31 protein-coding genes are annotated in these 25,930 nt (G+C 45.2%); 3 read left to right on the forward strand and 28 right to left on the reverse strand.

Annotated elements, in window-relative coordinates:
- Positions 1–23 precede the first annotated feature (23 nt).
- The 17 genes from atpD to spoIIR form a co-directional block, all read right to left on the reverse strand.
- Positions 24–1,445, reverse strand: a complete 1,422-nt coding sequence (gene atpD, locus FB592_RS03125; RefSeq protein ID WP_003227686.1) for a F0F1 ATP synthase subunit beta — start codon at positions 1,443–1,445, stop codon at positions 24–26.
- Positions 1,446–1,470: 25 nt separating this feature from the next.
- Entirely contained in the window at positions 1,471–2,334 is an 864-nt protein-coding gene (atpG, locus tag FB592_RS03130) for an ATP synthase F1 subunit gamma (protein WP_003244388.1), read from the reverse strand.
- A 76-nt stretch (positions 2,335–2,410) separates the two neighbouring features.
- Positions 2,411–3,919 carry a F0F1 ATP synthase subunit alpha gene (gene atpA, locus FB592_RS03135; protein ID WP_014481186.1) on the reverse strand — a complete coding sequence of 503 codons (1,509 nt, stop codon included), beginning with the start codon at positions 3,917–3,919 and terminating at the stop codon, positions 2,411–2,413.
- Between the two features lie 16 nt (positions 3,920–3,935).
- A complete protein-coding gene (locus FB592_RS03140; protein ID WP_017696011.1) occupies positions 3,936–4,481 on the reverse strand; it encodes a F0F1 ATP synthase subunit delta in 546 nt (181 codons plus the stop codon).
- On the reverse strand, positions 4,478–4,990 hold the full coding sequence (gene atpF / locus FB592_RS03145) for a F0F1 ATP synthase subunit B (RefSeq protein WP_003244051.1): 513 nt from the start codon (positions 4,988–4,990) through the stop codon (positions 4,478–4,480). The genes FB592_RS03140 and atpF overlap by 4 nt, the downstream gene beginning before the upstream one ends.
- Positions 4,991–5,152: 162 nt before the next feature.
- Complete coding sequence (atpE, locus tag FB592_RS03150) at positions 5,153–5,365, reverse strand: F0F1 ATP synthase subunit C (RefSeq protein ID WP_003151167.1); 213 nt, start codon at positions 5,363–5,365, stop codon at positions 5,153–5,155.
- Between the two features lie 45 nt (positions 5,366–5,410).
- Positions 5,411–6,145 carry a F0F1 ATP synthase subunit A gene (gene atpB, locus FB592_RS03155; protein ID WP_003242621.1) on the reverse strand — a complete coding sequence of 245 codons (735 nt, stop codon included), beginning with the start codon at positions 6,143–6,145 and terminating at the stop codon, positions 5,411–5,413.
- Positions 6,146–6,152: 7 nt separating this feature from the next.
- On the reverse strand, positions 6,153–6,536 hold the full coding sequence (gene atpI, locus FB592_RS03160) for an ATP synthase subunit I (protein WP_003243159.1): 384 nt from the start codon (positions 6,534–6,536) through the stop codon (positions 6,153–6,155).
- A gap of 424 nt (positions 6,537–6,960) precedes the next feature.
- Positions 6,961–7,590: a uracil phosphoribosyltransferase gene (gene upp, locus FB592_RS03165; RefSeq protein WP_003227670.1), complete on the reverse strand. Its 630-nt coding sequence runs from the start codon at positions 7,588–7,590 to the stop codon at positions 6,961–6,963.
- A gap of 134 nt (positions 7,591–7,724) precedes the next feature.
- The gene (gene glyA, locus FB592_RS03170) at positions 7,725–8,972 is read right to left on the reverse strand and encodes a serine hydroxymethyltransferase (RefSeq protein ID WP_103804173.1); all 1,248 of its coding nucleotides are present in this window, start codon (positions 8,970–8,972) and stop codon (positions 7,725–7,727) included.
- Positions 8,973–9,178: 206 nt separating this feature from the next.
- Positions 9,179–9,721 carry a TIGR01440 family protein gene (locus FB592_RS03175; RefSeq protein ID WP_003227667.1) on the reverse strand — a complete coding sequence of 181 codons (543 nt, stop codon included), beginning with the start codon at positions 9,719–9,721 and terminating at the stop codon, positions 9,179–9,181.
- A gap of 12 nt (positions 9,722–9,733) precedes the next feature.
- Positions 9,734–10,183, reverse strand: a complete 450-nt coding sequence (gene rpiB / locus FB592_RS03180) for a ribose 5-phosphate isomerase B (RefSeq protein WP_003221910.1) — start codon at positions 10,181–10,183, stop codon at positions 9,734–9,736.
- A 159-nt stretch (positions 10,184–10,342) separates the two neighbouring features.
- Positions 10,343–10,795, reverse strand: a complete 453-nt coding sequence (gene prpB, locus FB592_RS03185) for a protein arginine phosphatase PrpB (RefSeq protein ID WP_015384897.1) — start codon at positions 10,793–10,795, stop codon at positions 10,343–10,345.
- A gap of 75 nt (positions 10,796–10,870) precedes the next feature.
- A complete protein-coding gene (locus FB592_RS03190; RefSeq protein WP_003227661.1) occupies positions 10,871–11,428 on the reverse strand; it encodes a manganese efflux pump MntP in 558 nt (185 codons plus the stop codon).
- Positions 11,429–11,506: 78 nt separating this feature from the next.
- The gene (locus tag FB592_RS03195) at positions 11,507–12,547 is read right to left on the reverse strand and encodes an L-threonylcarbamoyladenylate synthase (protein WP_038829829.1); all 1,041 of its coding nucleotides are present in this window, start codon (positions 12,545–12,547) and stop codon (positions 11,507–11,509) included.
- 156 nt (positions 12,548–12,703) lie between these two features.
- Positions 12,704–13,147 carry a GNAT family N-acetyltransferase gene (locus tag FB592_RS03200; RefSeq protein ID WP_003244265.1) on the reverse strand — a complete coding sequence of 148 codons (444 nt, stop codon included), beginning with the start codon at positions 13,145–13,147 and terminating at the stop codon, positions 12,704–12,706.
- 66 nt (positions 13,148–13,213) lie between these two features.
- On the reverse strand, positions 13,214–13,888 hold the full coding sequence (gene spoIIR / locus FB592_RS03205; protein ID WP_015714872.1) for a stage II sporulation protein R: 675 nt from the start codon (positions 13,886–13,888) through the stop codon (positions 13,214–13,216).
- Positions 13,889–14,028: 140 nt separating this feature from the next.
- On the opposite strand from spoIIR, the gene FB592_RS03210 reads away from it, so the two are divergent.
- Positions 14,029–14,391 (forward strand): UPF0715 family protein, encoded by a 363-nt coding sequence (locus tag FB592_RS03210; RefSeq protein ID WP_141949263.1) that lies wholly within the window; start codon positions 14,029–14,031, stop codon positions 14,389–14,391.
- Between the two features lie 16 nt (positions 14,392–14,407).
- Here FB592_RS03210 and FB592_RS03215 read toward each other — a convergent pair whose 3' ends face one another.
- From FB592_RS03215 to prfA, 3 genes are read right to left on the reverse strand one after another with little or no spacing between them, the layout of a single operon-like run.
- Positions 14,408–14,695 carry a DUF5316 family protein gene (locus tag FB592_RS03215; RefSeq protein ID WP_003244050.1) on the reverse strand — a complete coding sequence of 96 codons (288 nt, stop codon included), beginning with the start codon at positions 14,693–14,695 and terminating at the stop codon, positions 14,408–14,410.
- Between the two features lie 59 nt (positions 14,696–14,754).
- Complete coding sequence (gene prmC / locus FB592_RS03220) at positions 14,755–15,621, reverse strand: peptide chain release factor N(5)-glutamine methyltransferase (RefSeq protein ID WP_021480814.1); 867 nt, start codon at positions 15,619–15,621, stop codon at positions 14,755–14,757.
- Between the two features lies 1 nt (position 15,622).
- Entirely contained in the window at positions 15,623–16,693 is a 1,071-nt protein-coding gene (prfA, locus tag FB592_RS03225; protein ID WP_003227645.1) for a peptide chain release factor 1, read from the reverse strand.
- A gap of 125 nt (positions 16,694–16,818) precedes the next feature.
- Here prfA and gloA2 point away from each other — a divergent pair, with 125 nt between their 5' ends.
- Both gloA2 and racA read left to right on the forward strand, forming a co-directional pair.
- The gene (gloA2, locus tag FB592_RS03230) at positions 16,819–17,205 is read left to right on the forward strand and encodes an SMU1112c/YaeR family gloxylase I-like metalloprotein (RefSeq protein ID WP_072173778.1); all 387 of its coding nucleotides are present in this window, start codon (positions 16,819–16,821) and stop codon (positions 17,203–17,205) included.
- A 121-nt stretch (positions 17,206–17,326) separates the two neighbouring features.
- Positions 17,327–17,881, forward strand: coding sequence for a chromosome-anchoring protein RacA (gene racA, locus FB592_RS03235; protein ID WP_038829828.1), 555 nt, complete (start codon positions 17,327–17,329; stop codon positions 17,879–17,881).
- 34 nt (positions 17,882–17,915) lie between these two features.
- Here racA and FB592_RS03240 read toward each other — a convergent pair whose 3' ends face one another.
- From FB592_RS03240 to FB592_RS03275, 8 genes are all read right to left on the reverse strand, one after another.
- Positions 17,916–18,875, reverse strand: a complete 960-nt coding sequence (locus FB592_RS03240) for an AEC family transporter (protein ID WP_003242497.1) — start codon at positions 18,873–18,875, stop codon at positions 17,916–17,918.
- An 81-nt stretch (positions 18,876–18,956) separates the two neighbouring features.
- Positions 18,957–20,654: an oxaloacetate-decarboxylating malate dehydrogenase gene (gene malS, locus FB592_RS03245; RefSeq protein WP_003244309.1), complete on the reverse strand. Its 1,698-nt coding sequence runs from the start codon at positions 20,652–20,654 to the stop codon at positions 18,957–18,959.
- Positions 20,655–20,943: 289 nt separating this feature from the next.
- Positions 20,944–21,531 (reverse strand): thymidine kinase, encoded by a 588-nt coding sequence (locus FB592_RS03250; protein ID WP_014478269.1) that lies wholly within the window; start codon positions 21,529–21,531, stop codon positions 20,944–20,946.
- A gap of 88 nt (positions 21,532–21,619) precedes the next feature.
- Positions 21,620–21,820: a 50S ribosomal protein L31 gene (gene rpmE / locus FB592_RS03255; protein WP_003151132.1), complete on the reverse strand. Its 201-nt coding sequence runs from the start codon at positions 21,818–21,820 to the stop codon at positions 21,620–21,622.
- A gap of 118 nt (positions 21,821–21,938) precedes the next feature.
- Positions 21,939–23,222, reverse strand: a complete 1,284-nt coding sequence (rho, locus tag FB592_RS03260; RefSeq protein WP_003221939.1) for a transcription termination factor Rho — start codon at positions 23,220–23,222, stop codon at positions 21,939–21,941.
- 30 nt (positions 23,223–23,252) lie between these two features.
- On the reverse strand, positions 23,253–23,414 hold the full coding sequence (locus tag FB592_RS03265) for a hypothetical protein (protein WP_003227632.1): 162 nt from the start codon (positions 23,412–23,414) through the stop codon (positions 23,253–23,255).
- A gap of 214 nt (positions 23,415–23,628) precedes the next feature.
- Positions 23,629–24,594, reverse strand: coding sequence for a class II fructose-bisphosphatase (glpX, locus tag FB592_RS03270; protein WP_014481197.1), 966 nt, complete (start codon positions 24,592–24,594; stop codon positions 23,629–23,631).
- A 30-nt stretch (positions 24,595–24,624) separates the two neighbouring features.
- Positions 24,625–25,914, reverse strand: a complete 1,290-nt coding sequence (locus tag FB592_RS03275; protein WP_003227628.1) for a UDP-N-acetylglucosamine 1-carboxyvinyltransferase — start codon at positions 25,912–25,914, stop codon at positions 24,625–24,627.
- Positions 25,915–25,930: the final 16 nt, after the last annotated feature.

Genomic DNA, 25,930 nt, shown 5'->3' on the forward strand with positions numbered 1-25,930 from the left:
GCTTTTACCCTCCTAGGACCAGATTAAACTTCTACACCCATTTCTTTTGCTTTCTCAACAACTTCTTCGATACGGCCTACAAGACGGAATGCATCTTCTGGAAGATGGTCATATTTACCGGCTAAGATTTCTTTGAAGCCTTGTACCGTCTCTTTTACAGGCACGTAAGAACCTTTTTGTCCAGTGAACTGTTCAGCCACGTGGAAGTTCTGAGAAAGGAAGAACTGGATACGACGAGCGCGGTGAACGACAAGTTTGTCTTCCTCGCCTAATTCATCCATACCGAGAATCGCAATGATATCTTGAAGCTCTTTGTAACGCTGAAGCGTTGACTGTACTTCACGCGCAACCGCATAGTGCTCTTCTCCAACAATTTCAGGAGCAAGGGCGCGTGATGTAGATGCCAACGGATCAACCGCAGGGTAAATACCCATTTCAGTTAATTTACGCTCAAGGTTTGTTGTCGCATCCAAGTGAGCGAACGTTGTTGCCGGCGCCGGGTCAGTGTAGTCATCGGCAGGCACGTAGATCGCCTGGATAGATGTAACTGATCCAACATTCGTAGACGTGATACGCTCTTGGAGCTGACCCATCTCAGTTGCAAGCGTCGGCTGATAACCAACCGCTGAAGGCATACGGCCAAGAAGGGCTGAAACCTCTGAACCCGCTTGTGTGAAACGGAAAATGTTATCGATAAAGAACAGTACGTCCTGTCCTTGTACATCACGGAAGTGCTCAGCCATTGTAAGGCCTGTCAAAGCAACACGCATACGTGCGCCCGGCGGCTCGTTCATTTGTCCGAATACCATGGCTGTTTTGTTGATTACGCCAGAGTCACTCATTTCGTAGAAAAGGTCGTTCCCTTCACGAGTACGCTCTCCTACGCCGGCGAATACAGAGATACCGCCGTGCTCTTGCGCGATGTTGTTGATTAATTCCTGGATTAATACGGTTTTACCTACACCGGCACCACCGAACAATCCGATTTTACCGCCCTTAATGTAAGGAGCAAGCAAATCAACAACCTTAATACCTGTTTCAAGAATTTCAACTTCTGTTGAAAGCTGATCGAATGAAGGCGCCTGTCTGTGAATCGGATCCTTTTTCGCATCCGCAGGAACCGGCTCATTCAAATCAATATTTTCTCCGAGAACGTTAAATACACGTCCAAGTGTTACATCACCAACCGGTACTGAGATTGGCGCTCCTGTATCTACAGCTTCCATACCGCGCTGAACACCATCTGTAGATGCCATTGCGATTGTACGGACTGTATCATCACCTAAATGAAGAGCGACCTCAAGCGTTAAATCAATACCTACTTCGTTTTCACTTGCAGCTGGCTGTGAAATTTTAATCGCATTATAAATTTCAGGCAAGTGACCGTCTTCAAAACGCACGTCGACGACCGGTCCTAATACCTGGCTAACGCGTCCTTTCTTCATCGCTATCCCTCCTGACAAAATCTTTCTATTCTAAAGCGGCTGCTCCGCCGACAATTTCCGTAATTTCTTGTGTGATGGCTGCTTGGCGAGCGCGGTTGTAAGAAAGCGAAAGTGAATCGATAAGTTCCTTCGCGTTGTCTGTCGCATTTTTCATCGCCGTCATTCTTGCAGCGTGCTCACTTGCTTTACTGTCAAGAAGCGCACCGAAGATTAAGCTTTCTGCATATTGAGGAAGCAAAACCTCCAGAACCTCCTCTTCAGATGGTTCAAATTCATAAGACGCCGTTCTTTTTCCGCCGCCGCTGCCCAAATCAGATAACGGCAGAAGTTTTTTCTCCGTTACTTCTTGAGTAATGGCGCTGACAAAATGGTTATAAACAAGGTGCAATTCATCAAACGCACCGTCTATAAACATTTGGATCGTTTGACGGGCAAGATCTTTAATTTCTGTAAACGTCACTTCATCCCCAAGTCCTGTTAACTCGGAAATGATCGGAATCTCACGTTTCTTAAAGAAATCACGGCCCACTCTTCCGATGGCAATCACCGCATACTCATCCTTAGACTGATGACGTTCTTGCATGGCCTGATAAGCACTCCGTAAAACCGAACTGTTAAAAGCGCCGGCAAGACCGCGGTCAGACGTAATGACAAGGTATGCCGTTTTTTTCACTTCTCTGCTGAGAAGCATCGGGTGCTTCACGTTGCCGGAAACTCTTCCGACGTTTGACACAACCTCTTGGATTTTATCCATATATGGCACAAATGATTTTGCATTGTTTTCAGCACGATTCAGCTTAGCCGCAGATACCATCTGCATGGCTTTTGTAATCTGACTTGTTTTTTTCGTTGACGTGATCCTTGACTTAATATCGCGTAATGAGGCCAAAGATTTCACCACCTTTTCTCTTCATCTGCGTAAAAAGAGAGAAAAAGAGAACCTTTTTCTCTCATCAGCATTCGAGTTAGTTGCTTGGTGCAAATGTGCGTTTGAAGCCTTCGATTGCAGCATTGAAGTCTTCATCAGCAGGAAGGTTTCCTGTTTTCGCAATTCCGTCAAGCAGGTCTTTATGGTTTTGGTCAAGGTACATGTAGTACTCTTCTTCAAAACGTCTGATATCCGCCACAGGAATATCATCGAGATATCCTTTTGTCAGCGCATAAAGAATGGCTACTTGCTTTTCAACCGGAAGCGGCTTGTTCAGATCCTGCTTCAGCACTTCAACTGTACGCGCACCGCGGTTCAGTTTTGCCTGAGTCGCTTGGTCGAGGTCAGAACCGAATTGAGCGAATGCTTCCAGCTCACGGTATGACGCAAGGTCAAGACGCAAAGTACCTGATACTTTTTTCATCGCTTTGATTTGCGCTGAGCCGCCGACACGGGATACAGACAATCCGGCATTGATCGCTGGACGTACGCCTGAGAAGAACAAATCAGATTGCAGGAAGATCTGTCCGTCGGTGATGGAAATGACGTTCGTCGGAATATAAGCAGAGATATCTCCGGCTTGTGTTTCTACGAACGGCAGAGCTGTAATTGATCCTGCGCCTTTCGCGTCGCTAAGCTTTGCTGCACGCTCAAGCAGACGGGAATGAAGATAGAATACATCCCCAGGGAACGCTTCACGGCCTGGCGGACGGCGAAGAAGCAAGGACAGCTCACGGTAAGCAGCCGCTTGTTTAGAAAGATCATCGTATACAACAAGAACGTGCTTGCCGCTGTACATAAATTCTTCTGCCATTGTAACCCCAGCATACGGTGCCAGGTACAGAAGCGGTGCCGGCTGTGACGCAGACGCCGTTACAACAATTGTATAATCAAGCGCGCCGTGTTTACGCAATGTTTCTACTACGCCGCGGACTGTTGATTCTTTTTGACCGATCGCAACATATACGCAGATCATGTCTTGGTCTTTTTGGTTCAGAATCGCATCGATCGCAACAGATGTTTTACCTGTTTGACGGTCACCGATGATCAGCTCACGCTGGCCGCGGCCGATTGGAATCAGGGCATCGATCGCTTTGATACCGGTTTGAAGCGGTTCATGAACGGATTTACGGTCCATAACGCCTGGTGCAGGGCTCTCAATCGGACGAGTTTTGCTTGTAAGGATCGGGCCAAGTCCGTCTACCGGCTGGCCTAACGGATTTACAATACGGCCGATTAACTCTTCACCAACAGGAACCTCCATGATGCGGCCTGTTCTTTTTACTTCGTCTCCCTCACGGATCTCACTGAAAGGTCCTAAGATGACGATACCTACGTTTGATTCCTCAAGGTTTTGAGCCATACCCAAAACACCGTTTGAAAATTCGACAAGTTCACCGGCCATACAGTTATCAAGGCCGTGCACACGTGCAATACCGTCACCGACTTGGATGACTGTACCTACGTCTTGAACTTCAATATCAGATTGATAATTTTGTATTTGCTGTTTTATCAGCGTGCTAATCTCTTCAGCTTTGATGCTCACTTAGGTTTCACCCCTTCTATCGATTTTCCCCGGCTAATTGACGTTCAATGCGCTGAAGCTTCCCGCTTACGCTGCCGTCATAAATCCGGTTTCCAATGCGGACTTTAATGCCGCCTATTAAATCCGTCTGCACTTCATTTCTGATTCTCAGTGAAGCGACTCCGGCTTTTTTTGCAAACACTTGTGATAATGGTAACATTTCTGCATCCGTCAGCGGTTTCACTGAATATACGATTGCGTCTTCTGTTTGACGGGCCTCATTTGCGAGTTTGATAAACTCATCTGTGAGCTCAGGCACAATCGCGGCACGATGGCGGTCAATCAAAAGAAAAATCGTATTAAGCACGGACTGTGACAAAGAGCCAAATGCATTTTGGATCAGCTCTTTTTTCTTCGCAGCCGGCACCTTCGGATGGTTCAACACATCATTAAGCGCTTTTTCATTTTGAAATACTTGTTTTACAACAGTTAGCTCTTCTTCTACTTGATTCAGCTGAGCGGACTCATTGGCTATATCAAAAAGAGCTGATGCATATCGTTTAGAGACAGCTGATCCACTCATCGGCTTTCTCCTACCTCTTTAAGATAGTCCTGGATCAATTTCTCTTGCGCTTGTTCATCCAGTTCTTTTTCGATCACTTTCGACGCAATCATGACAGAAAGAGACGCTACTTGCTCACGGAGAGCAGAAACCGCCTGTTCTTTTTCCTTCACGATTTCAGTTCTTGCTGCTTCTTTCAGACGTTCAGATTCTGCACGTGCAGCCTGAATAATCTCTTCTTTTTGCTTCTCTCCCAGTTTCTTTGCGTTTTCGATAAGAGTTTGGGATTCCTGTCTTGCTTCTTTTAAAAGAACGCGCTGCTCTTCAATCAGCTGCTGCGCTTCTTTATTTTTTTCTTCAGCAGACGTAATTTCTCCAGCGATGTGGTCTTCACGCTGTTTCATTATGTTTAATAGCGGCCCTAAAGCGTATTTCTTCAGAAGCGCTAATAAGATTAACATAGCTAACAGTTGGAACAGGATATCTCCGCCGTTAAACGACAATCCTAGTTCAAGTGGTAATTGAGACATCTACTACGGCAACTCCCTTCTGCAGGTTTTTCTTTGCTGATCCAGCAGCCGCACTTGTCTCTTTTCAGCCGGCAAGGCGGGATGCTTATCAGACATAAAGCAATGGCGAAGGTTCTCTTGGAATGATCTTCGCCATTTTTAGTTCATATAAGGCTTTTATGCTTAGCCAAAGAACGCTAAGAATGCGATAACGACAGCGATAATAGGAAGGGCTTCAACTAATGCGATACCCATGAACATAAGAGTTCTCAGTTCTTTACCTGCTTCCGGCTGACGGGCAATCCCCTCTACCGTACGTGAAACAATCAAACCGTTACCAATACCTGCACCAAGTGCGCCTAAACCAATTGCAATCGCAGCTGCTATTAAATTCATGAAAAAGTTCCTCCTTTAAAATGTTATCCGTTTGGATATAATGTTTTAATGATCATGACTGATTTTATGAGACATGTACACCATCGTCAGCATTGTAAAGATAAATGCCTGGATAGCACCAATAAATAAACTGAATGCTTGCCATGCCAGCATCGGCAGAATGGCACCGATTGTACCGACAAGACCGAGAGCCACGCTTTGCGAATAATGGCTTGTTGCTAATCCCGCAAGCAGGCCGAGAAGAATCTCACCGGCGAAGATGTTACCATACAGCCGCAAACCTAGAGTCAGCGTATTCGCAAACTCTTCGATGATTTTCATCGGGAGCATGAATGGAACAGGTCTTAAATAGTCTTTGGAATATTCCTTGAGCCCTTTCATCTTCACACCATAGTAGTGGGTTAAAGCAACAACCATCACGGCTAGCGTTAATGTAATGGCAGGATCGGCTGTCGGAGACTTCCACCAGAGCTCATGTCCGATTGTAATAGAGAACGGCAGCCCCAGCATATTCGACACAAATATGTACATCAGCAATGTGACACCAAGTGCCAAGAAGTTAGCCCCTGTTTTTAAATCCATTGTACTGCCAATAATATTGCGGACGAAATCAACAATCCATTCCATAAAGTTCTGGGCTTTTCCGGGACGGATCGAAAGCGTTCTTGTCGTCAATATAGCAATCAATAAAACAATCACACTCGCCACAGTAATCATCAGAATGTTTGTCAGATTAAAAGTAAGACCTAGAAATTCTATAGTTCTGTAACCATGATTCAAAGGGTTTTCACCTCTCTTCCATTGATGAACGTTTAAGCTGGATAAAGGAATCTATCATAATGACAGGGTATATTGTCATTAATCCAATAACTGTACTTGCCATATGAAAGTATTCGGGATTTTTATAGGCAACAGCCACAGCAAGAATCGCATTGCACCACCGCGCTGCGCTCCCGAGAGATCGTATGGACTTTCCTTTCTCAACAGCTCTGTCAAAAGCATTCATTCTTCTGACGAGCAGTAAAAAATTAAACAAACTGAAAACAGTTCCCAGAATAAGGCCTAAAAAAACGGTTTTATACGCTGTTAAACCATAACCCAGTACATACACTGCCAAAATGAACAATAAATATTTGCGTTGTCTGCTAAATGTAAGCTTGGGATCGTCCATCAATTATCTGTCTCCTGATGAAAAAATAATGTATAGCTTGGATACGGCAAAAATCAGCGGTTAACCCTTAGTAGAAGACCTTTTTTGACCGGCAAAACGGGCCTGTTCGAAAAAATCATTCATCCGCAAGCCTTGCAGGGATGCTGTTTCATTCGCTTAAATAAATCCTCATAATACGGGTTTGCTGAGAGGATTTACATTGAGGATGAGGACTATAATGAAAGCTATGAAAACCTTCTCATAATACCCTCGTTTAGCATACAATAGCCCCTAACATGTGTCAATCTGTTTAAAGTTAAAAAACTTTTTATACTTTACGTCTCCACAGAATGTTCACATTTTCACCTATAATTGTATACAGATTCACCGAATAGCAAAAAACTGGATAAAAAAATGAAACCCCCCCTTTTGGGGATTTCATTTTTTATTTTGTTCCAAACATGCGGTCACCCGCATCTCCGAGACCTGGAACAATATATCCTTTTTCATTTAATTTTTCATCTAGCGCCGCAATGTAAATATCAACGTCCGAATGATGCTTCTGCAATTCTTCCACACCCTCCGGCGCTGCTACAAGACACATGAAACGGATATTTTTCGCACCGCGTTTTTTAAGGCTGTGAATGGCTTCAACTGCGGAACCGCCTGTAGCGAGCATCGGGTCAACCACGATGAATTCACGCTCTTCCACATCAGAAGGAAGCTTGACATAGTATTCCACGGGTTTTAAGGTTTCTGGATCACGGTAAAGGCCGACATGTCCCACTTTTGCCGCAGGAATCAGCTTTAAAATGCCGTCAACCATTCCCAATCCTGCTCTGAGGATAGGAACCACTCCGAGTTTTTTCCCTGAGATGACTTTCGATTTCGCAGCCTGAACCGGTGTATTGATATCCACTTCTTCCAGAGGAAGATCGCGGGTAATTTCAAATGCCATGAGTGTAGCCACTTCATCTACTAACTCTCTAAAATCCTTCGTACCTGTATTTTCATTCCGTATATATGTCAGCTTGTGCTGAATTAAAGGATGATCAAATACATAAACCTTTCCCATACTGTGTTTCAGCTCCTTTTTTATTGTCCCATCAACAATTACACACTTCTATTGATTCTACAAAAAAAGACATTGAGTTTCAAGAACATCGTCAAAAAACCCGCCGGGCATAAGCCCAAGCGGGTTTTAAGATCTTAATAATCTAATTCTTTATATAAAGGAAATTTATCAGTCAGAGCAGCTACACGCTGTCTTGCTTCTTCAAGTTTTCCTTCATCTTCGTGGTTTTTCAATGCAAGCGCAATGATAGCACCGACTTCTTCTAATGCGTCTCCGTCAAAACCACGGCTGGTTACAGCAGCTGTACCAAGACGGATGCCGCTTGTTACAAAAGGTTTTTCAGGATCATATGGAATCGCGTTTTTGTTAGACGTAATACCGATTTCATCAAGTACATGCTCCGCAACCTTACCAGTCAGTCCGAGCGAACGAAGGTCAACAAGGATAAGGTGGTTGTCTGTTCCGCCTGAAACGAGCTGGATGCCCTCTTTCGTTAAGGCTTCAGCCAGACGTTTCGCGTTTGAAATGACGTTTTGTGCATATGTTTTGAAATCGTCCTGCAATACTTCACCGAATGAAACAGCTTTTGCGGCAATAACGTGCATCAGCGGGCCGCCTTGAATCCCAGGGAAGATCGATTTATCAATTTTCTTGCCAAACTCTTCACGGCAAAGGATCATACCGCCTCGAGGACCGCGAAGTGTTTTATGTGTTGTTGTTGTAACGAAATCAGCGTAAGGAACCGGGTTTGGATGAAGGCCTGCCGCAACAAGTCCTGCGATATGTGCCATATCCACCATGAAGTAAGCGCCGACTTCATCAGCAATTTCACGGAATTTCTTAAAGTCGATTGTACGAGGATACGCACTTGCTCCTGCTACGATAAGCTTCGGTTTATGAGCGAGGGCTTTTTCACGCACGTCATCGTAATCAATATATTGAGTTTCTTTATTTACGCCGTACTCAACAAAGTTATATTGAACACCGCTGAAGTTGACTGGGCTTCCGTGTGTTAAATGGCCGCCGTGGGAGAGGTTCATCCCAAGTACAGTATCGCCTTGCTCCAAAATCGTGAAGTACACTGCCATGTTTGCTTGTGCGCCTGAATGAGGCTGAACGTTTACATGCTCCGCTCCAAAGATTTCCTTCGCGCGGTCACGAGCGATATCTTCAACGACATCGACGTGCTCGCATCCGCCGTAGTAGCGTTTGCCCGGATATCCTTCTGCGTATTTATTTGTCAAAACAGATCCTTGTGCTTCCATAACAGCTTCACTTACAAAGTTCTCAGAAGCAATCAATTCGATCTTAGTCTGTTGGCGTTCACGCTCATTTTTAATGGCGTTAAACACTTGTTCGTCTTGCGCAGGTAAATGTTTCATCAGCGAGATCCTCTCCTATCCGTATCCTGTTCTTTGTTTTTACCATCACTATTGTACATGGTTTTTAAGGCCGATGTAAAAGATTATTTTTAAAAAATCTAAATTTTTATTGGTAAAAACGAATATTAATAACTTAAATTTAATTTAAAGTTCGGAATTTATTTCACTGTCTTAAAATAAAAGAAAAGACTGGCTATGCAGTCCTTTCATTCGCACTCATAAACCGCCCGCACTCCGCCGATTAGTTTCGGCCGTGTACGCGCCAATGTCACATGAGCTGAACCGAGGCTGTTTTGAGAGACACGCACAGGGACAGCCACCGGCTTCAGATGCATGCCGATAAACGTATCGCCTATATCAATTCCGGCGTCAGCCTGAATGGTTTCAACAAGAACAGGAGACTTCATCTGCTTAAACGCATAAGACGCCATCGCTCCGCCCGCTTTTGGAACGGGCACGGCAGAAACGGTTGGAAGCCTGAACAGCTTGGCCGTTTCTGCTTCGACGACAAGCGCTCTGTTTAAATGCTCGCAGCATTGAAACGCCAGATGGATTCCCGTTTTTTCCCGAAGCTCAGCAAGTCCGCTGTAGATGCTTTCAGCGATATCTACACTGCCCGATGTGCCGATCCGGCTGCCGGCCACTTCGCTCGTGCTGCATCCAAGGACGAAGAGCTGATCTTGTTTCAATTCCGCTTGGTCCTGAAACTCAGACAGCATCGTCTTCCACGTTTGTTTCAACTCATTCATTAAACAGCACCCCTACAGGTTTTTCTCTTCATAATCTGAGATTTTTCCAATACGCGTTTGGTGTCTTCCCCCGGTAAACTCAGTAGTCAGCCAGATTTTTGCAATTTCCCGAGCCAAACCAGGTCCGATCACCCGTTCACCCATCGCAAGGATGTTTGTGTCATTATGCTCCCTCGTCGCCTTCGCGCTGAAGGTATCGTGCGCCAGCGCGCAGCGAATCCCTTTTACTTTATTAGCGGAAATGCTCATGCCGATGCCTGTCCCGCAAATTAAAATGCCTCTGTCAACTTCGCCGCTAACCACTTTTTCGGCCACCGGAAAAGCATAATCCGGATAATCGACAGAGCCGCTGCCGCAGTCACAGCCCATATCAATATATTCAATTTGCAATTCGTCCATTAACTCTTTGATTTCATTTCGAATGTGAACGCCGCCATGATCCGATGCAATGGCTACTTTCATCTGCTTTTCCTCCCAGCGTGTGTGATGCGGCCCGCCCGCTTTATTATTGACCGCGCAGCCTGTCCGCTCTTTGATTCACACCATATGATGTGCTTTTCACTATATTCTACTCCTTCACGCAGGATTTGCAAATGACCTGTTTACAGATTTTCTGACAACTTATCTGCGGTCTTTTTTCAGCTGTTTTGCCAGCTGCCGAAGAAGCTCTTCAAGCTCATCTCGCGTTTGTTTATAGATGTCAATTGAGCCGCCGAACGGATCGATGACATCACCATGGCTGCCTGTGACATATTCTTTTAACGTAAACACTTTATCACGATAACGTCCAAATTGACTGGCAATGATCTGCTTGTGCTGATGGGTCATAGCCAGAACCAAATCAGCCGACTCCATATGTTCTTCAGTTAATGGAGAAGACACATGATTAAGGGCAATGTGTTTTTCAAACAGCGCTTCGACTGCATGAGGCGTCGCTTTCCCATTAGGTGAAGCAAACACGCCTGCCGAGCGGACATTGACATTCAGCCCTTCCATTTCTGCAATTGATTTAAAAAGCGCCTCAGCCATTGGGCTGCGGCACGTATTTCCAGTACAGACAAAAATAATATCCATGTCAGTCACCCCTTATTTTTCTCTATTATATATGAAGAAAAAAGAAACGGCGACTTCGTTTCTTTTATTGGTATATTAAATTGGCAAAAGCAGCTTTAATCCAAACACGATTAATATGATGCCCCCGAGCGCTTCGCTGTATGTGCCAAGCCATGACTGCACTTGTTTTCCGACCAGCAGGCCCAGCCATGTCAACATCATGCTGAACAGCCCGAACAGGGTAATTGTGAGGAGCGGATGCGAGCCGTATATCCCCAAGCTCAAGCCGACGGAAAAGCTGTCAAGGCTGACGCCGATGGCAAACAGCAATAAGCCCGGCCCTGCCGGTGACATGAATCGTTCTTCTGACTGTTTAAAAGAGGCCATAAGCATTTGAACCCCAAGAACAAAAAGCAGCGCCCCACCGATATAAACCGCTAACACGCCGAGGAGCCCTGACAGCATGTTACCGGCCGCCATCCCTGCGAGAGGCATGATGACGTGAAAGAGGCCGATGATGAAACCAATATAGAATATCTGCTTCTTTCTAAGTTTGACCATGCCCATTCCAAGGCCGACAGAAAAAGCATCCATCCCTAAAGCAAACGCCATGATGCTTAATGTAATCAGTTCGCCTATAAACAAATCCGACATACATAAATAACCCCCTTGGACACGCCCCGCTTTTTTAGCCTATGCGTGTCCAAAAAGGGTTAGAACATCTGACTGCTTTCAGCGAATCACTCTTCCTCCGGCGGCTTTCATCAGCCTGTTCATAATAGCAAGACCGACACCTGTGTCCGGAAAGGATTCCGCAATAATAAAGTCCACCTTATTCTCATCAAAGCTGCGCAAAGCATCATACAGCCCTGCCGCAACAGTCTCAAGCTGAGCCCGTCTTCCGCAGCTCTTCACATAATCAGCGGAATAAACGCCCGCGTTTTCTTCTGTCGTCAGGACACCGACCCGTCTTCCGCCCTGTTGATATTCTTGAATGAGGTGCTGAATGCGCTCTGGGCTGCCTTCGCAAATGGCAAGAGGCGCTGTCGGCGCATAATGTGTATATTTCATCCCTGGAGAAATCGGCTTCTCGTTTTGGTCGCTGAGCCCTTTATCCACATGGATCGGCCCGATCACCGCTTCAATTTGTTCCTTCGTAATGCCGCCAGGACGCAAGAGAACAGGCATGTCGTCCGCACATGAAAGCACGGTTGATTCGACCCCGATTCCGGTAGGGCCTCCATCCATAATACCGGCTATGCGGCCATCCAAGTCGTGAGCCACATGCTCTGCTTTTGTGGGACTTGGCTTGCCTGATAGATTGGCGCTCGGTGCTGCAATCGGCAGTCCCGATTCGCGAATCAATGCAAGGGCAAGCGGATGATCCGGCATTCTAATGGCAACCGTTTCAAGACCTGCCGTTACACGAGGTGAAAGCGCATCAGGTTTGCAAGGCAGAATGAGCGTAAGTGCTCCCGGCCAAAACCGTTTCATCAATGTTTTCGCCTTTTCCGGCGCTGGGCCCGTTAAATCCTCAAGCTGGCTGATATCCGCAATGTGGACAATCAGGGGATTATCGCTCGGCCGCCCTTTCGCCTCATATATTTTTTTGACGGCATCCGTATTTTTTGCGTTTGCGCCTAGGCCATATACTGTTTCTGTCGGAAAGGCAACGACCTCATTTTCTCGGAGCAAAGCGGCTGCTTGTGCAATTTGTGGATCATTTGTGGATAACTCGTCTGTTACATCCACAAACCATCTTTTCGTTTTCATTTCTGACCAAACTCCTTATTCACAACAATAAAACGATTGTTTTACGCGTGTAATCCTTTTGAAAGTATAAAAGATGTCCTGTAATAAAACAAGCGTTATCCACAAATTGTGGACAACGCTAATAAAGAAGTGGATAAGTATGTGTATAAACTGCACTTATCCAGACGCTTTTTTCATCAAAACGGCTCCTTCTGTTTGCCGCGATTCACAGAAGTGATCAGAAGAAAACAGCTCCTCCGGTACACTCTCAGCTCTTTCAAAACCCATGGCCGTCAGAAAGTCCGCAGAGGAATGCTGATTTGCTACTAGGTACACGGTTTTGATCTGATGCTTTTCGCACAGCACCTCCATGCTTTGAAAAAGCGTGACAATGTGGCCTTGGTGAAGCTTGTCCGATATGACAAGTGATCGCAGCAGCCCCTGGTCACAGCTTATTTTTTCAATACCGAGGCATCCGGCAATGTTTTTCTCACTGTCCTCCAGCATAAGAAATTGAGTGAAGCCTTCTTTCACGCCTTCATAGCTGGTTTTTGCCTGTTTTAAAAATGCCTCGAGCACATCTCCGTCTTTTTCCCTTGCCACCCGCAGTTGATAAAACATCCGTTCACCCCGTTTTTGCGTTCTTTCTTCCAATCTATGAGGCAAATCTATTTTTAGACCAGATGATTAGGAAAAAAGGTCGGAAATCCATTCGACTAAAAAGAATTTCACTTCTGTGCCGTCTTCTTTTTCTTCGTTCTCTTCTTTTTTGGCTTTTTCCGCTTTAGCGGTTACGTCCTCAAGCACTTTTTCAGTCTGCTTTTTTGAGGCTTCTTTATCTTCTTGTTCTTTGACGGCTTCCCCGTTAGAAAAATCGAGAAAGCAGAGGGGCGGGAACAGCACACACCACCAGTTGGCGCCGTCTCCTTTTCCAAGCGTAATCAAAATCGCTTCATACTCACCAGCGGGATATACCATGTTGCCGTAAAGCTTTGTCGGAAACGAGATTTTGTCAAAATCAACGGATATCGACTGATTCGCTCCTTCTTTCTCCATTGTTTCCTTTGCAATTGCTTTGATTTCAGGCAGCTTTGAACGAATCACGCGACGCGCTTCTTCAATAGAAGTAATATCCTTTACCCAAGTTGTGATTTCTTTATTCACCGCGTCTCTTATATGACGTTTTAATTGCTGGTCTTGATCACTATCGCTGTTTGCCAATATTCTCAGACGAATCGCCTGATCCGGTATGACCACCGGCTGATTTTCCGATTTCTGTGCCGTCTCTTCTTTTGCCAGCCCTACGAGCGCTCCAGATAGTAAAAGAAAGATATATATACAAATGATTACTGTTTTTTTCATCGGTCCCCACCGTTCCTCTCCGTGCTTTGTTTCTAGCCCTATTATGGACAAGTAGAGCCAGGGGTAAACGTGCAGGGTGAAAAAAATCTAGCAAGCTGTTAATCTTATTTATGGTACGATAGTGTTTTAGGAGGTTTAAGATGAAATACAATTATACAGTGCTGTTATCAGCATTCACGATGTCCGTTCTTTATTCAGTAATTTATATTCATTCATTTATCATTGCCGCTCTCATCACAATGGCATTTTATTTTCTGTTTCCTTATTTGATCTTCGCACTGCCGCTTCAAATCATGATGAATAAAAAGCCGAAACGGTTCAGCCCTTTGTATCTGCTGTATTACCTTGTCGCTGCTTTTATTGCCAACGCGATCATTTTCGGCGTGCTTCAGCCTTCGGGACAATCTTTGTTTCAAAATACAGCCTTCTATCTTTTCGCTGTATTAACAGCTCTTATCTATTGGATATGGGACTCTGTTTTAGTGCAAAAAAAGGAAGCCTAAGAGGCTTCCTTTTTTATTAAAACAAAATCGTCAGCAAATAACATAGAATGGAAGGTATCGCCGCAACAAAGAAAGCGGCCGCCATTTTCATGCGAGATGTACGGCCTTCTTTGGTTTCTGAATGGTAGTTTGCCCGCTGATCGCTTCCGCTTACAGCCAAACCCGATGTAATGATCGCGAGCCCCACTAAAACGAGAGACGCAACGCCAAAAATCGCTTCATATGAAAGAGCCTGCGGAAAAATGGTGCCAATCATGCTCTCAATCGCAATGAGCAGGATTCCTGCTGTCAGGGCCTTTTTCATGTTTACATCCCCTTTGCTGGTGTTAAACAGCTTGATCCATTCACTCGCCAGCAAGCTGCTTATTTATTTTTATGAATCAGAGCGCATATGGTTCTGTCTTTTCCATTAATATCTTTCAGCACTTCCACTTCCGCTCCCTTAAACGCCTTGAGGATCAGGTCTTTGACCGCCGCTCCCTGGTTCCATCCGATTTCAAAAACGACAAATACTTTATCCTTCATGACAAGCGGAATGTCTTCCATAAACCGCTTATAAAATTTCAGCCCGTCTCCGCCATCGGTGAGCGCGTGCAGCGGCTCATGAAAACGGACAATTTCCGATAGATCAGCCATTTCTTCCTCTGAAATATATGGCGGGTTTGAGACAATGATATCCGCTTTTTTTCCCGCCTTAATAAAAGGCTCAAGCAGATCGCCCTGATAAAAGCGCACATTTGCTCCGAGTTTTTCTGCATTGGCAGAGGCGACTTGCAGCGCCTCTTTCGAAATATCGACCGCCGACACAGAAAAGCTTTGGTTTTCAAGCGCAAGCGTGACGGCTATTGCGCCGCTCCCTGTACCAACGTCAACAACTTCGAGCTTGCCGTCTTCAGAAAAGACACTCCGATATTTTTCAAGCAAATGAAAGACAACTTCTTCAGTTTCCGGCCGCGGGATCAGCACATCATCATTCACCATAAATTCCCGTCCATAAAAAAACTCTTTTCCTATAATGTATTGAACCGGCACGCCCTCTTTATGCATCTCAACGTGACGCTTAAAGCGATACAGCTCGTCTTCACCAATCGGTTCCTGTAAGCTTGCGAGCAGTTTGCTTCTCTCCATTCCGGTATCATAAAGCAATAGGAGCTCGGCAGCATTTTCTTCTCTTCCCGCTTCGGTTAAATAAGAAGAAGCCCATTTCAGGGCTTCGAATATCGTCTTCATCTTAACCTTCCGACTGCTGAAGCTTGCTTGCCTGATCTTCAACAATCAGCGCTTCAACCACTTCGTCAAGTTTTCCTTCAAGAATCTGATCAAGCTTTTGAATCGTCAAACCGATTCTGTGATCCGTCACACGGTTTTGCGGGAAGTTGTATGTGCGGATACGTTCAGAGCGGTCACCAGATCCGACTGCTGATTTCCGTGTTTGATCATATTCAGCCTGGGCTTCCTGCTGAAATTTATCATAGATTCTGGCACGGAGAACCTTCATTGCTTTTTCTTTGTTCTTAATTTGAGATTTTTCATCCTGGCATGATACAACTACACCTGTCGGCAAGTGAGTCAGACGAACCGCAGACATTGTTGTGTTAACGCTTTGTCCGCCCGGTCCGCTTGAAGCAAACGTATCGACACGGATATCCTTCTCATGGATGTCAACCTCTACCTCTTCTGCCTCAGGAAGACATGCTACTGTTGCAGTGGATGTATGGATGCGTCCGCCCGATTCTGTTTCCGGAACACGCTGTACGCGGTGGGCGCCGTTTTCATATTTGAGTTTAGAATACGCGCCGCTTCCCGTAATCATAAAGATGATCTCTTTGTAGCCGCCTGTTCCGGTTACATTCGCTTCCATGACCTCTGTCTTCCAGCCCTGAAGCTCGGCATAACGGGAATACATTCTGTACAGGTTGCCCGCGAATAAAGCGGCTTCCTCGCCTCCCGCGGCTCCGCGGATCTCCATAATAACGTTTTTATCATCATTAGGATCTTTCGGGATCAAGAGCACTTTCAGCCGTTCTGACAGTGTTTCCGTTTCCTTCTGAAGTTCAGAAATCTCTTCCTTCACCATGTCGCGCATCTCAGCGTCCAGCTTCTCTTCAAGCATCGCTTTTGCATCAGCCAGCTGTTCTGACGCATCTCTGTATTGTCTATATACGTCAACTGTTTCTTGTATATCAGATTGCTCTTTTGAATATTCTCTCAGCTTTTTCGGATCGTTGACTACTTCTGGATCGCTTAAAAGCTCATTTAATTTTTCGTATCTTTCTTCGATTGATTTTAAACGGTCTAACACGGTCTTCACCTCTGTTTTCCTGTGCGTAACATTCTCATTATAGTATAGTGATTAACCCCAGTCAAAAGCATTTCAATCCCAGCTGGAAAAGCCCCCTCTGCTATACTGGGAATCGAGGAGGGATATTGTTGCTGAAATCCATACATCATATTGCAATCATATGTTCAGATTACGAAAAGTCGAAAGCTTTCTACGTACATAAGCTTGGTTTTCAGGTGATTCAAGAAACGTACCGCGAAGAGCGCGGCTCCTATAAGCTTGATTTGTCGCTTAACGGCTCGTATGTCATTGAGCTGTTCTCGTTTCCCGATCCGCCCAAACGACAAACCCGGCCTGAAGCCGCAGGCCTGCGCCACCTCGCCTTTACAGTCAGCAGCTTGGATAAGGCGGTTCAGGAGCTTCATGAAAAAGGAATCGAAACAGAGCCAATCAGAACAGATCCGCTGACCGGCAAGCGTTTCACCTTCTTTTTTGACCCTGACCAGCTTCCATTAGAACTGTATGAACAATAACAGTTTTTGAAGAAAAAAAGGAGATACCCACTTTCTTTGCCGAATCTTTTCCTGTTTTGTCTAACGGGAAGGGAACCGCATTCTATGGTCGAATACCTAGCTTAAAAGGAGGTATGGGATCATGAATACAAATATGGTAGCAAGTGAACTCGGCGTCTCCGCAAAAACGGTGCAGCGGTGGGTGAAGCAGCTGAATCTTCCGGCCGAACGCAATGAGCTCGGACACTATTCGTTCACGGCAGAAGACGTGAAGGTTCTAAAATCCGTTCAAAAACAAATCTCTGAAGGCACGGCGATTCAGGATATTCATCTGCCGAAAAGCGCTAAAAAGCGCACAGGCTTCCTTGTCCAAAAAACAAATAGCGACACAGAACGAAGAATCGAGCAGCTTGAACAAAAGCTGGACACCCTTTTACAGCAAAGGCAGGACGAAAGTGAATTGATGGCAAGAATGTCGGAACTGGAACGCCAGCTGAAACAAAAAGCCGATGAAGGTGTATCTTACCAGCTGCTTCAGCACCGCAGAGAAATCGATGATATTCTTGCAGATCTGCAATCACTGACCTCACAAATGAAAGAATTCACCGCTCAGCCGATCCCCGAGACCGCTGCTGCTTCTGAAAAAAACAAAACAAGAAAAAAACCGCTGCTGTCACTGTTCAAATTTCAAACCTAAAGCAAAAAGCTCCCCGTAAAGGGAGCTTTTTTTGTTACGCAGTAAGCGCGATAATGATTGGAAGTGAAATCAATGACAGAATCGCACTGACCACAAACGCAGTTGCAGTTTCTTCTTCTTGTTTCTCGAAACGAGTCGCAATCATGGCTGCAACGGCAGAACCAGGGAATGCAACAAGAAGGATTGCTTTTGTTGTTTGGTCAGCCGGAAGTCCGATAGCAAGAGCAATCAAGAACATTAACGCAGGCTGAACCGCAACTTTTAGTAACGCAATACCGATAGCCGGCATACTGAGTTTAATTTTACGAATACCAACGGTAACACCGACAGCAAAGAGAGCAACACCAGATGTTGTGCTTCCAAGCTGATCAAGCATTTTAACACCCAGCTCAGGAAGAGTGAAATTGAAAACCAGCACTAAGATCATACTGATTAACGGAGCAGCTGCAAGCGGCTCACAAAGACCATGCAGGATTGATTTTCCTGTCATCTTCCAGAAGCTGTCGCCACTCTCTTCGTTTTTCTTAGAAGACTCACCAACAGTAGCGATAATGATCGCGAGCGGATCAAGAATCGCGTTAACCACGATACCTGTGACCGCGATCGGAATCGCAACTTCATTCGCTCCGAATAAGCTTCCCAATACCGGGATACCCATAAATGCGAATGTCGGCTGTGCAGAGTTCAAAGAAAATACAGATGAGTTCGTTAAATCATACTTGAAAATAAATCTGCAAACCAAAAGAATGATGATATAGAAACCAACAATCCCAATAATTAAAGAAATCATTAAAGGTACTTGTGATAAAAATTCACTTCTGGAAGTTGTCAAAATACCAGCGATAAAGTGAGCTGGAAGTGCGTATTTCGTTACTAACGTACTTACCCCTTTTGCCGACTTGGCATCATAACTTCCAAAATGTCCTGCAAACCAACCCAGCACGATAACAAAGAAGATCGGCGCCAGGAGGATTAAGATATCTAAGATGCTCAAAATATTCTCCTCCAAATCCTATGTCCGTATACTTTAGCTTTACAAAAAGCTTTCCCTCGGACAGAAAAATTTACTCGCTAATTATTTCGCGATGACTTTTTTGTATTCAGGTGTCCACATTGCATCAAGTACCGCTTGTTTCACATCTTCAGGCTGACGATTTGCCACGCCGTCTTTAATTGCTGCTTCAGCAACGGCAATCGCAACTTGGATAGAAACCTCTTGAAGCTTATCAATGCTTGGAAGCAATCCTGCTCCAGGTGTTTCAAGATCAACCATTTCAGCAATCGCATCAGCAGTTGCAGCAAACATAGCAGGTGTAATGATACGCGCTTCAGCTACAATTGAACCAAGTCCAAGGCCAGGGAACGCGAATGCGTTGTTAGATTGTCCGATTTCATAAGAAACACCGTTGTATTCTACATTGTCAAATGGGCTTCCTGTTGCAATAAGCACTTTTCCGTCAGTCCATTTGAACAGATCTTCAGGAACAGCTTCAGCAAGGTGAGTCGGGTTAGACATCGGCATGATAACCGGACGGTCTACGTGAGATGCCATTTCTTTTACAATTTCCTCTGTGAATGCACCTGAAACCCCTGAAGTACCAATCAAGATCGTTGGTTTCGCTTGACGAACAACTTCATCGAATGGAATTTGACCTTTTTCATCGCGCTTCCAGTCTTTCACTTCATCCGCATTGCGAAGGTAAGGTTTTTGGAAATCAAGGATGCCTTCGATGTCTTCAGTCAGCAAGCCTCTGTAATCAAGTGTGTAGAAACGTTTGTTAGCTTCTTCTTCAGATAATCCGGCTAGCACCATTGTGTCACGGATTTGGTCAGCAATACCGATACCAGCAGAACCAGCACCGAAGATAACAACACGCTGATCTTTAATAGAAGCGCCGGTTTTCTTCATAGCGGCAAGCACACCTGCAAGTGTAATCGCGCCAGTACCTTGAATATCATCATTAAATGTCAGGATTTCATGATTGTATTTTTTCATGATGTTGCGTGCATTTTTGTTGCCAAGGTCTTCCCAGTGAAGAAGCGCTTTAGGGAAGAATTTCAATGCAGCTTTTACATAAGCGTCAATGAAAGCTTCGTAGCGTTCACCTTGAACACGTTCATGCTTGTTACCAATATATAAAGGATCGTTTAGAAGTTTTTCGTTGTTCGTACCGACATCAAGCACAACCGGGATAACACGGCTAGGGTCAATACCAGCTGCAGCAGTGTAAACAGCCAATTTACCGATTGCGATATTAATACCGCCTACACCCCAGTCACCGATACCGAGAATGCTTTCGGAGTCAGTAGCAACGATAAGATCAATATCGCCTGCTGTCGCATGAAGGTTTTCAAACGCTTTTTCAATACCGTCAATGTTATCGATTGACAAGTAGATTCCTTGAGGTCTTCTATATTCATGGCTGTATTCCTGAATCGCTTCACCAACTGTTGGCGTGTACACAACAGGAAGCATTTCGCGAAGATGGTTTTTCAGCAATTTATAGAAAAGAACTTCGTTACGGTTTGCAAGATCACTTAAGTAAACATTTTGACGAAGGCGGTCAGGCTGCGCTTGGAATTGCTCGTACGCGCGTTGTGCTTGTTGATCAAGAGAAAGTACAGTTGGCGGCAGAAGCCCTTCTAAGCCGAGTTCTTGTCTTTCTTCTAGTGAAAAAGCAACGCCTTTATTTAAAGTAGGAATAGATAAAACTTCTTTTCCTCTAAGAGTTGTTTCTAAGTGGCCTTCTTTCGTTTTTTTTATGTTATTCAAGCAAATCTCCTTCTTTCTTGAAATAGTTAACCAAGTTAAGTAATAACCCATCTAAAATATGACCGATCATGATCTTTATGCGACTTTGTGACAATTATTCGAACAATGTCTCAAAACTATTTACATTACGTAAGCTATTGTATGCCTGTCAAAATCAAAATTCAAGGGAAGAAAATTACTTAATTTTTTAATATACTTATTTAAATTTTTTAATTGAATATTATCAGAATATAAAAAAAACACCGGTGTTTTTAGCCGGTGCATTCTATCTTTATACCCATGTTTTGGACTATTTTTTAGATTTACCTGGGACTTCGTGATGATGTCTGCATCTTGCTTCATATGATTCAGATGCACCAACCAAAATGACCGGATCATCGTAAGAAGCAGGTTTGCCGTCAATGAGGCGCTGGGTTCTGCTCGCCGGTGATCCACAAACAGAACAGACGGCTTGCAGCTTTGTCACACTTTCCGCAATCGCCATGATATTCGGGACGACACCGAACGGCTCTCCCCTAAAATCCATATCAAGGCCTGCTGCTATCACACGGTAGCCTTTATCGGCAAGAGATGATAAAACCTCAACAATTTCCTGATCAAAAAACTGCACTTCATCAACCGCAATCACATCTGTACTTTCACTGATGTGATCCCAAATGTCCGCAGCAGACGAAATGGCATAGCTCGTCATCGATGTTCCATTATGGGAGACAACAGCAGCTTCGCTGTATCGGTTATCAATTACAGGCTTAAATACCCTGACTTCCTGCTTGGCATAAGTTGCTCTCTTCACTCTTCTGATCAGCTCTTCAGATTTCCCCGAGAACATGCTGCCGCAAATCAGCTCAAGCCACCCGCTTTGTTTCATTATGTACATAGGCTTCGCTCCCCTCTCTCTGCCAGCTGTGTTTTAGACAATATAAAAAACAGGCAAGACTGCTGCTTGCCTGTTGAGAAATCTATTATTACTTAAGACCGTATTTTTTGTTAAAGCGATCAACACGACCATCAGCAGAAGCGAATTTTTGACGGCCAGTGTAGAATGGGTGGCATTCAGAGCAAATCTCAACGCGTACCTCTTCTTTTACTGAGCCTGTTTCAAATTCATTTCCGCAAGCGCATTTAACTGTTGCTTTTTTGAAATTAGGATGAATTCCTGCTTTCATTGTATCCATCTCCTTCCGCCCTGAATCCCGTGTGGAAACAGAGTTATTATTTCGGAGCATTGTCCGAAACGCATATGAGAAAATTATATCAGTGATTTACTTCTTTTGCAAATACAATTTACCTTCTTGCAGATGATAGATTTGCCTGTTTCCATTCTTGATTGAGAATATCGAAAAATTCCTGGTTTGTTTTGGTTTTTTTCATTTTTCTCATGAACTTTTCTGCGAAATCAGGTGAATCAGACATCGTTTTGCGGATAGACCATAAACGATCAAGATGCTCTTTAGGCACAAGCAGTTCTTCTTTGCGCGTTCCTGAACGGCGGATATCGATGGCAGGGAAGATGCGGCGCTCGGCAAGAGAGCGGTCAAGATGGAGCTCCATGTTGCCTGTTCCCTTGAATTCTTCATAAATGACATCATCCATACGTGAACCTGTATCAACCAGAGCCGTAGCAAGGATGGTTAAGCTGCCGCCCTCTTCGATATTTCTCGCAGCCCCAAAGAAGCGTTTCGGACGGTGGAACGCCGCTGGGTCAATCCCCCCGGAAAGCGTTCTTCCACTTGGCGGAATCACTAAGTTGTAGGCGCGGGCAAGCCGTGTGATGCTGTCCATCAGGATAATGACGTCTTTTTTGTGTTCCACGAGACGCATCGCACGTTCAAGCACAAGCTCGGCCACTTTGATATGGTTTTCCGGCACTTCATCAAACGTTGAGCTGACGACATCCCCAGCTACAGAGCGCTCGATATCGGTTACTTCCTCAGGTCTTTCGTCAATTAAAAGCACGATCAGCTCTGCTTCAGGCTGGTTCGCTGTAATGCTGTTGGCAATTTCCTTCAGCAGCATCGTTTTTCCGGCTTTCGGCGGCGCAACAATCAATCCGCGCTGTCCAAATCCAACCGGCGCCATCATGTCCATAATTCTTGTAGACAAGAAGTTCGGCTTTGTTTCAAGCACCATTTGACGATCCGGATAAAGTGGCGTAAGAGCCGGGAAATGCACACGCTCTTTTGCAGATTCGGGATCATCCCCATTTACTGCTTCAACGTGCAAAAGTCCATAGTAACGCTCATTTTCTTTTGGCGGGCGAACCTTGCCAGATACTTTGTCTCCGTTCCGCAAATCGAAACGGCGGATTTGTGAAGCTGAGATGTAAATGTCTTCTGAGCTTGGAGAGTAGTTGATCGGTCTCAGGAAGCCGAAACCTTCAGACTGGATGATCTCAAGAACGCCTTCCATAAACAGCAGATCTTCCTGTTCTGCATTCGCTTTCAGAATGGCGAAAATGAGTTCTTTTTTTGTCAGTTTACTGTAATAGGAGATTTTATAATGTCTTGCAAGTTCATAAAGCTCTTTCAATTTCATATTTTCCAAAGAGGAAATAGATACGTCTTTCATAAAAACACCACGCTTTTCATAGTCAATATCTTACTCTGAACATGTCATCTGCTGCTTTTGCACAACATCCGCCAAAGCACATTCTTTTTTTAACATAAAGGAACTTCTATCGGTAACACTTCCACCCATGATCGGCGCTTTTGTTAAAAGGATTGTCTTAATGAGTTTTGAAGGAAGCGAGGACAAAAACATGAGAAGATCAATACTTATATCGTCTGTATGCGGTAGAAATTGAAACTTTCCTAGTGCTTAAAAGAAGGTATTACGCAGAAAAATTCGCAGCACTCTTTATTTTTACCTTATTTCAAAAAATTATTCAACTGAAATAAGGTTTTGACACGGAATTGATAGAGTTGACGCTTTTCTGCAAAAGTTAAAGCGGGCTCACACCCGCTTTTTCTGTTTGTTATGGACGGATTACAAGATTTGGTTTCTTTTTCAAGCTGTGTCTGCCGTCAACGAAACGAACAGTGCCGGATTTTGCACGGATAACTAAGCTTTCAGTTGTACCGACAGAGCCTTTGAATTGAACTCCTTTTAACAGCTCGCCGTCAGTAACCCCTGTAGCTGCAAAAATCGCGTCATCACCCTTCACAAGGTCTTCCATGCGAAGGACTTTGCTTAAATCAAGGCCCATTTTGTGACAGCGAGTGATTTCTTCTTCGCTTTGCGGAAGAAGTTTACCAATGATTTCTCCGCCGAGTGCTTTTAACGCAACAGCGGAAAGCACACCCTCAGGAGCGCCGCCTGATCCGAACAGGATATCAACGCCCGTGTGGTCGAAAGCCGTGTTGATGGCGCCTGCGACATCGCCGTCATTGATCAATTTGATTCTGGCGCCGGCCTCACGAAGCTCGGAAATGATTTTTTCGTGTCTTTCACGGTTTAAAATTGTGGCAACGACGTCCTCAACATCCTTGTTTTTCGCTTTTGCCACCGCTTTAAGGTTGTCAATGACAGGTGCTTCGATGTCAATGCAGCCCACCGCTTCCGGACCGACTGCGATTTTTTGCATATACATGTCAGGAGCATTCAGAAGCGTGCCATGGTCTGCCACCGCGATAACCGTCAGCGCGTTCCAGCCGCCGCTTGCTAAGATGTTTGTGCCTTCAAGAGGGTCAACTGCGACATCAACGCGAGGGCCGTACCCGTTTCCGAGTTTTTCCCCGATATACAGCATCGGCGCTTCGTCCATTTCCCCTTCACCGATTACAACGGTCCCTTTCATCGGCACTGTATCAAAAACGTCTCTCATTGCACTTGTTGCTGCTTCATCAGCCTCATCTTTTTTTCCCCGGCCCATCCATCTTGCTGATGCCAATGCCGCAGCCTCGGTTACACGTACCAATTCCATTGATAAACTTCTTTCCATTTCAACACGATCTCCTCTCACAAGAAACCATTATGAATTTTGAAGCTGTTCTATTTCTTCGTCAGTCATTCTTTCACGCCAAATTGTCGCTCCAAGCCCCTCAAGCTTCTTCTCAAGGCTGCTGTATCCGCGGTCAATATGCTCCAGTCCCGTAATTTCCGTGACGCCATCAGCCATTAGTCCGGCTACCACCAAGCAGGCTCCGGCACGCAGATCACTCGCCTTCACTTTTGCGCCTTGAAGCTCGACAGGACCTGTGATGATGGCAGATCTGCCTTCTACTTTCATATTGGCACCCATTCGTCTCAGCTCATCAATGTGCTTGAATCTTGCCGAATAGATGGTGTCTGTGACGACACTCGTCCCTTTCGCCCTTGTCAGGAGCGCCGTCATCGGCTGCTGTAAATCAGTCGGAAACCCCGGGTATACGAGGGTTTTGACGTCAACCGGCTTTAAGTTCTTCTGCCCGCCGACAATGAGGAGCTGGTCGTCGCTTGTTTCGATATGATAGCCCATTTCTCTCAGCTTTGCCGTTAACGACTCAAGATGAGTGGGGATGACGTTATCGATAATGACTTCCTTGCCCATTGCAGCCCCTGCAATCATAAATGTCCCGGCTTCAATTCTGTCCGGAATGATCGTATGCTTGCAGCCGTGCAGTTCCTTCACGCCGTCGATTCGAATCACATTGGTACCCGCACCTTTGATTTTGGCGCCCATGCTGGTAAGCAATGTCGCGACGTCAATGATCTCAGGCTCCTTGGCAGCGTTTTCGATGATCGTTTTCCCTTCTGCCAAAACAGCGGCGAGCATAATGTTAATCGTTGCCCCAACGCTTACGACATCTAAATAAATCCTTGCGCCTCTCAGCCTTTCAGCTCGCAAATAAATGGCGCCTTGTTCATTGGTTACTTCAGCTCCGAGTGCTTCAAAGCCTTTGATATGCTGATCAATCGGACGGGGCCCTAAGTGACAGCCGCCAGGCAATCCAATGACCGCCTGCTTGAAGCGGCCGAGCATCGCCCCCATTAAATAATATGACGCGCGAAGCTTTTTTACTTTCCCGTTAGGAAGCGGCATGCTGATCATCGACGTAGGGTCAACAACCATTTCCCCATTCTCAAAATGCACGTTGCCGCCGATTTCCTTTAACAGGTCACGCAGCGTTTCAATATCTGAAATCTCTGGAAGCCCTTCAATTGTCACCTCGGAATTTGCCAAAATGGTTGCGGGTATTAACGCAACAGCGCTGTTTTTAGCGCCGCTGATATGTACTGTACCGTTTAACGAGTCACCGCCGGCAATATTCAACTTTTCCATGATAGTCTCCTTCCAT

The sequence above is a fragment of the Bacillus sp. SJZ110 genome (assembly GCF_006715455.1).
Lineage (GTDB): Bacteria > Bacillota > Bacilli > Bacillales > Bacillaceae > Bacillus > Bacillus subtilis.